The 13,574-nt window shown below is 37.5% G+C and carries 6 protein-coding genes and 1 pseudogene; all 7 read right to left on the reverse strand.

What is annotated here, in order from left to right:
• Positions 1 to 3,103 precede the first annotated feature (3,103 nt).
• Positions 3,104 to 3,862: an HAD hydrolase family protein gene (locus HMPREF9333_RS08745; protein ID WP_005541464.1), complete on the reverse strand. Its 759-nt coding sequence runs from the start codon at positions 3,860 to 3,862 to the stop codon at positions 3,104 to 3,106.
• A 109-nt stretch (positions 3,863 to 3,971) separates the two neighbouring features.
• Positions 3,972 to 6,626: a cation-translocating P-type ATPase gene (locus HMPREF9333_RS08750; protein ID WP_005541465.1), complete on the reverse strand. Its 2,655-nt coding sequence runs from the start codon at positions 6,624 to 6,626 to the stop codon at positions 3,972 to 3,974.
• Positions 6,627 to 7,049: 423 nt separating this feature from the next.
• Positions 7,050 to 7,631, reverse strand: coding sequence for a TerD family protein (locus tag HMPREF9333_RS08755; protein ID WP_005541466.1), 582 nt, complete (start codon positions 7,629 to 7,631; stop codon positions 7,050 to 7,052).
• A gap of 240 nt (positions 7,632 to 7,871) precedes the next feature.
• Positions 7,872 to 9,020, reverse strand: a complete 1,149-nt coding sequence (locus HMPREF9333_RS08760; RefSeq protein ID WP_005541467.1) for a toxic anion resistance protein — start codon at positions 9,018 to 9,020, stop codon at positions 7,872 to 7,874.
• A 5-nt stretch (positions 9,021 to 9,025) separates the two neighbouring features.
• Positions 9,026 to 11,434: a YceG family protein gene (locus HMPREF9333_RS08765; protein ID WP_005541468.1), complete on the reverse strand. Its 2,409-nt coding sequence runs from the start codon at positions 11,432 to 11,434 to the stop codon at positions 9,026 to 9,028.
• An 11-nt stretch (positions 11,435 to 11,445) separates the two neighbouring features.
• Positions 11,446 to 13,059, reverse strand: a complete 1,614-nt coding sequence (locus tag HMPREF9333_RS08770; protein WP_005541469.1) for a S1C family serine protease — start codon at positions 13,057 to 13,059, stop codon at positions 11,446 to 11,448.
• Between the two features lie 375 nt (positions 13,060 to 13,434).
• Positions 13,435 to 13,574 (reverse strand): annotated as a pseudogene (locus HMPREF9333_RS13805) (IS30 family transposase); the annotation flags it as partial.

Below are 13,574 nucleotides of genomic sequence, written 5' to 3' on the forward strand. Positions count from 1 at the left end.
TAAATGCAGTGCACTGCCTGCTAAGAACTTTGATAGGCNCTTTAGTATCAAATCTGTTATTAAAACTCTGACCGCCGCCTCCCATATCTCCGGTTACACTGCCGCCTATATTGTAGCTGCCTTCCTTATCTCCTCGAAGATACCAGTTTACGGATGTGGATTTTTCCGCAGCGATGCTTCCTACATTTTGCGAAAGACTCTGACTGCCTGAATTCATATCTGCAAATGAAAGTCCTTCAGGAAGCTGATCAAGCGTTGCATTTACATTTTCAAGAGACTCAAGTTTTGAATTATTCCTTATAACAAGGGATATGTCATACATCTCCTTAAGCCATTCACTTCGACCGTAAACAACCAGATAGAACCGTTCATTTATAGGGTGAATCGTTATTGAGTCATAGGTTGTTGACGCAGTACCTCCTGCTGATGACGGAGGCACATGTATAACTGAATATCCGCCTGCCGGCTTGCCGTCCTGTGTTCCGACATATGAAAAGCTAAGCGGAGGTGCAGCCGCAAATTCAAATACCACCTTAAATTTAAAAAGATGCTTATTTCCTTCGGCATCAGGGTCTATGCCTGCCTTTATAATCTCCTCCCTGCTCATAGGAGTTGCCGTAACTGTGGTTTCAACAACCTTGCTGCTGTTAAGTATCACCTTTTGAAGCGTTTTCTTTCCCGAAGTTATAGTAAATTCAATATTTCTGGAATAATAGCCGTTTTTACTTACAACTCCCGTATATTTGCCTTCAGGCAGCCATATCTCTGACTTTAATACACCTTCATAATATTTCTTGCCGTCCTTATAGGCTGTAAGGTTTACATCATGAATTTCCTCAGTGCTTATACCGTCAATTACTTCAAGACTTAGACTTCCACGCTGCCCTGCGCTTCCCGAGAAAATCCCCTCACTTCTTTTTCCGGACTGTATAAAGTGATAACCCTCAGGCAGGTAAAGATACAGACTTGTATCTGCATCTATAATATCTCCAACCTTATAGACACTGCCGTTTACTTTAAAGTCTTTTCTTTCAGCTTCAGAGACATTTTCTATTTTATTTAGAAAAACTCTTTTTCCTGTGCCGTCAACGGGGTAAATCCATACCCTGTCTTTTTCGTCCACATTTGAATCTTCTTTAAATACTTTATAATCGCCAAGTTCCTCACGGGCATTTTTGCCTGCGATCGCCTTTATGCTTCCACCGGTTATTTCAATTTTTTCAAGCGGATGCATGGCATCAAGCCCTCCTGCCCCGCTTCCGCTTCCGCAGCCGGTAAGCAAAAGACTGCCTCCCGATATCTTTATACGTGAAGCACTTATGGCATGGCAGTTGTCAATACCGTCATTATTTCCTGAAACTTTTGCCCTTATTTTACCGTCATTTACTGTAAAGTCGGAGGATGCGACAGCCGACCTGTGCATGTAAGTTTCAATATCCGCTTCTCCCCCATTTATCACCGTTTCATTTAAGATGTCAAGACTTATACCTTCACCTTTTATGCCTACTTTTCCCTCATCCATTATAAAACTTCCTGCGGCTATTGTATTGGATGAGCTCCAGCCTCCCCGTGCATCTAAACTGCCGCCCTTTATATAAAGTCTACCGCAGGATAGTGCCCGGCTTTGTATACCCGGTTTTATACTTACGCTGCCGCCTTCTATTATTATATTTCCGGAATCTGAAAAACTGCCTGAGCTCCTGTCAAAGCTCTGCTGACCTCCAAGGTTTGTACTTGCCCAGCCCCCGTGAAGATTTACAGTGCCTCCTTTTATATTTATAGTGCCTGTATCCGATTTACTGCCGCCTATACAGGGACCGCCCCCTATGGCATTTGTTACGGCTTCTATATTTCCTGCATTTATATTTATATCAAAATAGCTGCCGCCTGCTCCTGCTCCTATGCATGAGCCGCCGCCGTTTGTAGTAAGATTCAGATTTGCACCGTTTACAGTTACTTTTCCGTTTTTTTCGTTTTGACTTCCTCCTATAAGTGCACCGCCGCCGCCTTCATTTTTCATCTCAAGGCTTCCGCCTCCTTCAATTATAAGAGAACTTTCCTGCGGTATGTGTACAAGTGCACTGTCTATCCTTCCTGTATAAATCCTGTTTTTTCCCTCAATTTTTAAAGTGAGAGAAGAATTTTTAATATCAATAAATGAACCCTCTCTTTTTACGTTCACATCTTTTAAAACAATCACTGCCTGAGAAGATTCGGCTGTAATCTTTCCCTGTGATTCCTTTGAAGAATCCGACATGGTAATTACTATCTCGTCTAAGGGATTATATGCAGTATCTATCTGATTTCCCGCCTCACCGGCACCTTTTACCCTGCCGCCTTTTATCTCTACATCACCTTTATCAATATAAAAAGTTGACGTTTCCGATTTGTTTGTTTCGGCAATATTTTCTTTAGCCGATAAGTCTTCATTATCGGTATTTGGCGAATTTCCGCTGAGTTCTTTGGAGTAGGGATTTTTTCCGGCTTGCGAGGGAGTCGCAATTTTTAAATTGCCGTTTCCCTCTTCTGCACCGTCCAAAGGTGCTGCCATTACACCCTGCAGGGAAGCGGGGTATAAAAAAACAGCACTGTTAAATGCCATTAAAAATGACATAAAAAGTGCTGTGATTCTCTTTAAAAAAACAAAGCTCGACCTGTGCCTCTTGCACGAATGACTATCTTCGTCCCTCAATAAATTAATTAAAATAGCTTCTTTACCCATTTTTTTCATCATGTATTGCCTCCTCTATTAACATGACATGTTGTTTTCCCGGCTGTTTTTAATGCCGGTTCAGGTTACGCTTAGACTAATCGGTTTTAATTTGACAGCTGTAAAACTAAATAAATCATAAAAATATATCAAAACCTATCAGCTATGTATATAGACTTATGGGCTTATGGGCTTATGGGCTTATGGGCTTATCGAAACATTCATCAATTTATACAGACTTATATCAATATATCTAATTATTTAAACGTACATAAATATATAAATATCCGACTGTTTTGATGAACTGTTAATCCATAAGTTTTAGCTGATATTCTTAATATTTTCTTAAGAATATCATAAAATTTTAATGCTGTCAATACTGCTTTAATAAAATCATTCTACAATTTTAATTACATAATCAAGCAATTCATCCGAAAACACACCGGCTCCGGGCATAAACACTATATTTTCAAAATTTCCGAATATAGCTTGAGAACCGCATGGTGCCAGAAATATATCACATACTCTGGACATGGATATATCAAATTCACTGTCTCCGGCAGCTATAATTTTAAGTGTTTTTTTATACAAATCTCTAAATCTTAATAAAGCACTGCCCTTGTTAAGACCTTTCGGAATTACATATACTTTTTCATTGTTGTTAAATATATCAACAATTGAATTGTCAAGCAATTTTTTTAATTTCTCAATCACCTTTATACTGTCAATACATTTTGTAAATATAAAAAGATTCTTTATAAATCTAAGTTCAAAATTTCTTCCAGGCTCGCCTTCAAGAAAATACCACGCCTTATTAAGCTCTACTTCGGCAGATGCTGCAATTTCAAGAGATCTCCTGTACCAGCTCTCGTCCTCAATACCTTTTCTTAAAAGAACTCCGCCATTGCATACAAGTGCATATTCAGGAGCTCTGCCGCCCCAATCTATACGACTGTACTGCTCTATACTTCTTGTAGTTGTAGGAACAAAAAAAGTTTTTTCTATAACAGTGCTTAAAAGATTATATGTATATTCCGTTACAAAGGATATCTCCCTGTTTTTATAAAGCTCAATATTTACTTTTTGTGGTCCTATGTCATGCTTATATGAAAAAATAAGCGTATTATCAATATCTGAATTAAATATATACATTATTGTTTTCTAATTAAATCCGGTATTTTAACAGGTGCATGAGAGATTAAAAACTTCATGCACCTGAATTTACCGTAAGCCTCCGGTTTTTATATATATTTTTTAACACCTAACGGTTTACAATCATTTTTCTTATAAGATCAACCGGTATCATAGTTGCAGCCAGCAGTATAACTGTAATCCATCCATTTATGCCAAACGGCACACAACTGAACATCTCACTGATCCACTGAAAAGGTGCGAGCGGTACTAAAGCGGCATTTACTATAAATGCCTGTACAAGCAGGATTGTAAAAAACACCTGTAAAAAGCCTTTGTTTTGGTTAAGACCTGAAAAAATTGCAAACCCGTCATCTCTTACATTAAAACCGTTAAATAAGGCAGCTGCTATAAAAAGGACAAAATATCCAGTCAGATGCTTCTGCTGTGTTTCAAACATATTTACAAAAAACGGCAGTTTAAGGTAAAGAAAGCTTATAACGGTTACCCATATAGCCATGGTAAGTATCTGTGCTCCCATCTGAGGGCTTACTATATTTTCATCCCTGCGCCTCGGTTTTTCAGTCATATAAACCTCAAGCTCAGGCTCATTGCCCAGCATTATAACTCCCAGACTGTCCATAACAAGGTTTACAAATAAAAGATGTGTAACCTTAAGCGGTGCATCAATGCCGAAAAACGGTGCTATCGCACTGACTATAACAGCGGCAACATTTATAACAAGCTGGAATTTGCAGAATTTAAGTATATTGTGGTATATAGTTCTTCCGTACCAGATAGCATCCTTTATAGACTTAAAGTTGTCATCAAGTATAACTATCTCTCCTGCCTCTTTTGCCGCCTCGGTTCCGCTTCCCATAGCAAATCCTACATCAGCTCTCTTTAAAGCGGGTGAGTCGTTTACACCGTCTCCCGTCATTCCCACAACCAGATTCATCTCCTGACACAGCCTTACCATCCTTGATTTATCAGTCGGCAATGCCCTTGCAATAACTCTTATATCAGGTATTATTTTCTTTACATCCTCATCACTCATCTCGTTAAGCTGTGCAGAGGTAACCGCACGATCCGAATTTTTCTTAAGCAGTCCCGCATCCTTTGCTATTGCAACCGCCGTTTCAAGTCTGTCTCCGGTAATCATTACAACCTGTATGCCTGCACCCTGAACCTCTTTTATTGCTTCTATACTTTCAGGCCGTACATCATCTCTTATACCTGCCATACCTATTATTACTAAATTTGAATTTATCTTATCTTCTATAAATTCACCTTCACAGTAACCGAAAGCGAGAACTCTCATCGCCCTTGCGGCAAGCTCATCTATTTTCCTGTCTATAACTGCACGGTCCATATCCTTAAGATTCCCGTTTTCATCTATATATTTGACGGCATGCTCAAGCAGTCGTTCAGGTGCACCCTTATAAAATACTTTACCAAGATTTGTTATCTCAACCTGTGCAAATTTATTGGTGGAATTAAAGTTCTGCTGTCTCTGTACGGTATATTCTTTACTTTCAGAAACAGTTTTAAATGTCTCTTCCCCTAAAAACTTCATAAGTGCCTGGTCTGTTGAATTGCCTCCTATCACCACATGTGCATCATCAAACATCGACTGTGAATTTTTTCCTATGGCAATATCAAGCAGTCCTTTCACAGAACTGTGTTTTCCCAGACTGTTTAAATCAATTGAACTTCCGTCTCCAAGAAAGAAATCAACGACCTCAAGCACACCCTTGGTTATAGTTCCCGTCTTATCACTGAAAAGCACATTAAGCGAACCTGCCGTTTCTATACCTACCGCCTTTCTTACAAGGACATTATGCTTTAGCATCTTGCTTGTATTTTGCATAAGCACCATTGAAATCATAAGCGGCAGCCCTTCAGGTACTGCACAGACTATTATAACAACAGCAAGTGATATTGCTTCAAGAACACTTTTAAGTATATCCTTAATTCCCATTGAAAAGAACTGAGCGGGACCGCCTGCTGAAATTATAAAGTATATAAGATAAAATACCGCTATTATAACCGCACTTACATAGCCGAATACCGATATCTGGTCGGCAAGCTTTGAAAGCTTTACCTTAAGAGGAGAATCCGGCTCCTTTTCTTTCATCTCCTCAGCCATGCTTCCCATCATGGTCTTAAGTCCGACCTTTCTTACATCAAGCACACCCTCGCCGTCAAATACCACAGCACCCCTGAACAATGAATGTTTATCAACAAAGCTTTCACCTGTTATATTTTCTTCAAATATGAATCCCGGTTCGGCAGCAGTTTTAACACATTCTTCAGATTCACCGTTTAATACGGCATTGTTTACCTTCAGTGAACCGTAGACAAGAACACCGTCAGCCGGTATCTTATCACCAGACTGCAGCAGTATCTTATCACCTGTAACGACTTCATCTACTTCAAGTACGGTTATAAGACCGTTCCTGTAAACCTTGCACTTGTCTTTTTCAGACATTTCCTTTAGTTCTCTATATCTTGTATCACTTGCAACACCCGTTTTAGCCGATACAAATGCAACTATAAGAACGGCAACTATTATACCCACCGCCTCATATATCTCGGCATAGCCGAAAAAGAACATCACTATCATAAGTGCCGATATTCCAAGCAGAATCCTTATTATAGGATCTTTAAATGTTTCCTTAAATTCATCCCAAAAGGTCGTAGGTTCGGAATCCGGAATGGCGTTTGACCCAAATTTCTGTCTTGACTCTTCAACCTCTTTATCCGTCAAACCGTTAAATTTCATATGTTTTTCCTCTTAATGATAAGTGCATACTCTGTAAAAGCAAATACTTTATACACTTACCTCTTTCTATAAGATTTATATGGATATTATAACCTGCCGTTTTAGAAATATATATTCTGCATAGATATATTCAAAATCGCACAGGAGTAGAAACGATGTAAAACACCGGCGATTTTGGCATATTAGTGATTAATATAAAATACTTATAAGTATTTTTCTAAAAGCAGACTTAAAAATATCCGTTTAGTTATATAAACGCTGTGCTAAAACTGCACAGCGTTATAATACCCTTTATTTTAATTTTAAAACAGTTAAACAAAAGAGAAACTATATCAGATAGTCTCTCTTTTGTCATAAAAATGTTCTAAAAAGTTTCTGCCACTAATAAAAACTTTATTTTAGACACATCAACTCTACAATGATTTAAGCTACATCAATTCCGTAGTGTCCGCATAATGCCCTAAGACCTCCCTGGAAGCCGCTTCCTATGGCATTAAATTTCCATTCGCCTGCATTTCTGTAAAGCTCACCTACCACAACTGCTGTTTCTATGGAGAAGTCCTCGCCCAGATCAAATCTTATAAGCTCCGTGTTATTTGATTCATCAACTATACGGATAAATGCATTTGAAACCTGTCCGAAATTCTGATTCCTGCTGTCAGCATCATAAATTGTAACGGTAAAAGCTATCTTATCTATATTTGGCGGGATTTTTGAAAGATCTATCTGAATCTGTTCATCATCACCCTCACCCTCTCCGGTAAGGTTGTCTCCCATATGCTTTATTGAACCGCTTGAATGCTCGAGGTTACCGTAAAAGATAAATTCTTTTTCGGAAGGACACTTTCCGCTGGCATCACATACAAATGCAGCTGCATCCAGGTCAAATGCCTCCCCTGAATCATAAGCATTCACATCCCATCCAAGACCTACCATAATATTCTTAAGCCCGGGATTGCCCTTTGTTAAATCAACTTTCTGTCCTTTTGATAAATTAATTGGCATAAAATACCTCCTTAAAAAATATTTTTTATATCTAAAGCATAACCAACCCATGTTATATTCTAACTCTTTTTTCTATATTTTTCAATTGCTTAATACAATATTAATGTTAAATTATTGTGTATTACAATACATATCTCTGACTGCAACTGATATAAAGGGGCAAAGAGGCTTAAGTTAAATGATTCAAACCGTACTTATGTTTTTATGAGAAAATTCATACAGGCTTTTCAGGCTGTTAAGCTATTTTGACGGCATATTGTATCTTTGATTAAATTCCTGTTTAATAGTTTCAAGCCTTGCCTGATCATTAACCCTCTGATTCATTGCACTTTCCTGAATCTGCCTTGTTTCATCAATACCTGACATTATAGTCTTCCATGTAGTCTCAAGAGTTTCTATCTTAATTGAACTTCCTGAAGAAAGCATCGCAGTCATCTTAGACTGCTCAACAGTATTTCTGGCATTTTTAATCAGAAGTTCATTGGTTTTTGCATCAAGTGCCGCCATAGCATCAGCCTGTATACGCTGCCTCTTAAGAAGCATCGCCTGTGCAAGTGCCTGTTTAAATACCGGCAGGGTTATTATAAAGGCTGAATTTATCTTACGCACCAGATTCATATTGCTAAATTCCATAGTTTTTATCATAGGTATGGACTGCATAGCGATATTTTCAGCAATGCGAAGATCATGCGTTCTTTGTTCAAGCATCATAAGGGCATGGTTTAAAGACGTAATCTCAAACTGTATTGAGTCGTCTCCGCCTGCTTCCATGTCAGCCCTGCGTTTTGCAATATAATCCTCAAGTTCCCTGCATCCCTGCTCTCCTGCAAGAATATACTTTACAAGCTCATGATAATATTTGACATTCGCCTCAAACATAGAATTGAGATTTCTGTTTGACTGCTTAATCTCGGACTCATACTGTTTAAGCTGTACATATATCTTATCAACCTCATCACCCATAGTATGGTACTTGTCAAGAAGCTTATCAATCTGTTTTTTCATATTTCCGAAAAGCTTTGAAAAAAGTCCCGGGTCATCCTTAATCTCGTCAATATCAAATTTTTTCATAATATTGGCAAGATCACCAAGCATACGGCTTGATTCTTCTATTTGAGACATACTCATACTGTTAAGCACTACATCAGAGGCTTTTGAAACCTCCTCGGCAGCCTGTGAACCGAAAGATGCTATGGTTTCAAGATTATTTACCTCTATCTTGCTTACAATATCATCAACCTCCTTTGAATTGACAAGTTCTACATTCATCCTCTGTCTGTCGGCAACGATATCATACTGTTTTATCTGTGCAAGTTCATTTTTGTCCGCCGCATCCGTATTTGCACCTGCGGCATCAACTTCCTGCGATTTATTAAAATTAATTCCCATTGTCTTTACCTCTTTCTGCTTTTTTTAAATATTTTTTCATACCATGGCTTATTATCTGCAGTTTTAGTATTTTGTGAAAAATTATTAAGTTCAGAAACATCAAGGTCATATAGAAAAGTCCCTATCCTGTGTTCTTCAATAAATAAATCATTTAAAGTATTAAAATGGTTTTCAATATTGCGATAACCTGTGGGTATGAAAAATATGATATCAAAACCTGCAAGACTTAAAAATGCCGTTAATATAGCATCTTCAAGTGAAATTATAGTTTCAGCCGTATTTATATATATAATCTTAGGATTCTTTTTTGTAAAATCAAACTTTTGCAGCATGCGAAGTATCTCCATAGGCAGATTTAAAACAAGTGCTACTGCCGCATACTCCATTCCGTTTTCAAAGGTTCCTTTGATTATTCTCTTGTCAATAAGCTCCTGCAGTTTGTCAAGTATATGGTCCTGCACAGCCTCATCTAAAAATCCGTACTTATAAGCAGGGTGTTTTTTAATCTTTAATTTTTGGAGTTTTCCGTTTTTATAAAATTCTGCAGCATGTGCCTTTAGAGGATTTCTATCATTCGGATCTATATAGCGTGCATGCCTTATCACTATTGTATCTGAAGTTATAAGACGGTGTATATCAGCCCAGTACCCCTGTATATTTCCGTCTTTAACCCCCGACACCTTTGCAAATATCACAGGTATATTTACAGTATCGGAATTTATACTGAAATTAGGTCTGAATTTAAGCTCCTCATCCCATAATATAGCTATTTCCTCATACATAGTACGCAGTTTTATAACGGACGCTTTTTTATACTGACCTTCCCTATATATACCGCTGTCCTGATAGAGAAGTGTATCAAGCTCCCTTTCGGCATGGTAGGCAGCGGTTCCCATAGCAAGGCTGCCGCCTTTCGGAAATGCCTTAAGCTCCATGGACTGCTCAAAGTTTATATCATAAAGCAGCCTATCCTTTACTTCACATACACTGTTTAAATCAGGCTTAAGTATAAGCACATCAACGGGCAGTCTTGCAAGCATCCTTATAAATGCCGCCTCAGCACCACTCTTACAACCGCCTGTATGTATAAAACATTCTACATCAGGAAATCTATAATTTTTAAAAAGCCCGTACAGATATCTTTTAATCCAGCAAAGCAGGCAGACAGCCTTATTCGTAAGTCTGTTTATTTTAACCCTCTCATCAGCTTTTTCATTCTGTGCCTCCTCAAACATTATATCTAAAAAAGCCTTTTTTATAAGCTTTTTCAGCTCAGGATCACCTGTATATTCTATATTTGACTGTAAATCAAGGAGCATCTGATCAATATCTGTATAATTATGCCTTTTAATTAAGGCTATCTCCTCATTTGACGGCAAGGGCACCATGTTATCAATTACTGCGGCATTCCTGTTTTGCGATTTAATATCATTTAAAAAACCATAAAGTTCATTTGCATATACAGACTTGTCCTCAACCCCGTTTATACGTATAAAACAATTATAGAACAATTTATAAGGCTTTGTTTTAGTGCCGGTTCCGGTATTATCATTTATACGGAATTGTAAATTGGATTCCTGTCCATTTAATCTGTTTCCGGGCTGTGCTTCATCAAGCAGCTTTTTTCTTAAATTTAGAGCCGTTTTTATATCTTCAAGCCCTTTACCGCTTATCCATGCGTTTGTACAGTTTAAGTACATCACAGGACTGCCATACATCCGGTTGCGGTTTAAAGCCTCTGAAATACTTTCCCGTATACTTTTTAAATTAAAATTTTCAGGAAACTTTTCCATATCCGGTATTAAAAGATTCTCCGATATACAGGAGTTTGGATCTATTTTCAAGTATGAGCCGTCCCCTCCATATTGTAAAAGCACTATATCACAGCCCGCTCCTGACAGTATGGACAAAAACATAAGTTCATAGCGGCTTATATCTCCCTCATAAAGTATTTTAGGAGGCTCCTCCTCACCAAGCCGGTTTAATATCATTTCAAATCGGTAATAAAGCCAACACATAAATTTTATATAGGCATTTTTAAGCATCCCTTCGTTTTTGCCTTCAAGCCTAAGCTTTTCCAATGTCCCGTATAATAACTGACAAATATTGCTTTTTTGTGCGGCATTTATTCGTGGCAGCCACTTTGTAAGGCTATGTGATATAAAATCAATATCAAGCATAAAATCTCGACCCATAACCGTATCATAATATGCCAGATTTTCTTTGTCCGGATTTTTAATACCTCCCTCTATAACAACCCCTTTTTGCATAGCCGCTTTATAATATCGTTTTATAAATTCCTCAACCTTTTTATTCCAGCCGTTTATTCTGTAAAAAAATATTGATTTTTCATCCCTTAGGCTTAAAAAAATAAAAAAATCCTCAAGCCCTGTTATTTTACGGTGTTTAAACATACTACACACCTTTACATAAATCCTTTTGCAAAATTATTTATATTTTCATAGCTCACTGCGAGATTGATATTTTGTCCTTCATCTATACCGGCAGTGCTTATGCCTATAACTTCTCCATACATATTTAAAAGTGCACCGCCTGAACTTCCGCTTGATATAGGTGCAGTAAACTGTATCATATCCATATCTTCAAACTGCCTAAAGCCTGATATTATACCGTCTGAAACGGAATTAAAAAAACCGAGCGGACTGCCTATTGCCACTACTTTCTGCCCCCTGACAAGCCCTTTTTCATCAGAACATACAGGAAGCGGATCAAGTTTACGTCTTATTCTTATAACTGCCAAATCAAGCACAGTATGATATTTAACTATCTCATCAGTAGAGTATACGTTTTTATCTTCTTCTATATTAACTGAATAAAATACTCCTTTTGATATTACATGATAGTTTGTCAGTATAAAACCGTCTTTTCCTATCATTATACCTGAACCCAATGACAGCGGTTTCCCTTTTTCTCCGTAAGCCGTTATTAAAACTATTGAAGATGCAAGTTTCGCAAGTTCCTCAAAACTAAGTTCTCTCCTTTTTTGAGTCTGATTTTCACAGCCCGCCTTTACAGCCGGACTATAAACAGGCTCACGCCTTACCCTGTCAGGTCTTTGAGGCAGGCTCAGCCTCGGTTTTGTTACGGTCTTTTTTCCTGTATTCTCAGATTTATAATCGGAATTGTCATGTATACCTGAATCCGAGCCTTTATATGAAACATAATTATCCTTAGGCGGTATGGCTTCATTTACGGATACACCTGCAGTCTTCCTTTTAAATACAGGTAATTTTATATCGCTGTACGAACCCGTTGTTACGGTTTTTGAAAATCCGGCGGCAATACTTGAAATTCCGGTTTTTATATCAGATGATACCTGAAGCAATGCCGCATCAACACCAATAAATGTAAGAAAATAATAAAAAAGGTACTCATGCAGTTTAAATACATCTAAAGCGGCAACCTTTATAGAGCTTTTTTCATTCCAACCGGCACATTTATCTCCAAGTACATAGTCGGTCCATTTCATAATCTTTATAAGAAAATTTTTTATAATTGAATCATTTATAATCGAGTTATTTATACCCTTATAATCTGATTTTATACTGCCCTCTTTTTCAGTATCCAAAGCACAGCTTCCCGTTTGATATCCACACTTTTCAGCATTACTTCCTGCTTCGTATCCATATTTCTCATTTATATATATACGCTGTATCTTAGATAAAGCTTTTCCAAGCGCATCACAAAGCAAAGCATTATTCTGTGAACATTTCAGCTTAAGTCCCTGAGTCTGCTTTGTTTCCTTAACCCATTTTTCATAAATTTCCAGATAAAAATCTGTTTCGGTTTTATCAGGAAGAGGCAGTCTGTCAATATACCTGTATACTATGCCGCCTTTATATCCTGCATCATTATATATATTATCAGCCGCTGTAAGTTCATCAACAAGAGTGCTTTCGTAACCTAAAAATCTTATAAAATAAACGTCCCTCCTGCCTGCAGTAAAACCTCCCCTTACCTGCATAAAAGCCCTAAATGAATTAATATCCATATTGTTATGTCTTATCTGCATTTCCATAGCATACACCACCTGTATATTTCTATCTGATTGATTTTATAAACTCACTCATTAAATACTATCATAAAAATTGTATTTTTTCTATAAAATAATATAGGTGAATTGAAAATCTAACTTCCGTTTATAAAAGTAACTTCCAGTTGAACGAGAAACTTCCACTTTTGCAGGAAAGTAAAAATATTTTTGTTAAAAAAAATGCGATTTTTATGTAAACTTTACTTACAGTTTCTTATTTTTGCGCATGCAAAACAGGACACTGGGATACATTTCTTTCATTTGTGAAAGACTAAGTTCCACTGCCCTAATGGGTTAAGGGGTAGCGTGTTCATAGGTATAGAGTTAATGGTTTAGGATAAGTCGGTCTTTGACGCCGGCTTATTCTATTTTGAGGAGAAATGGTTGCAGTGTTACTTCATCAGGATCTATCCGTCTGATTCCCATTTTTGTGGATTATCTCTTCTCCGTAGAAAAAGGAAAATACATCGTAAGGTGTTCTGCCACCAAGAACCTTTCGT

The organism is Johnsonella ignava ATCC 51276 (genome assembly GCF_000235445.1).
GTDB lineage: Bacteria > Bacillota > Clostridia > Lachnospirales > Lachnospiraceae > Johnsonella > Johnsonella ignava.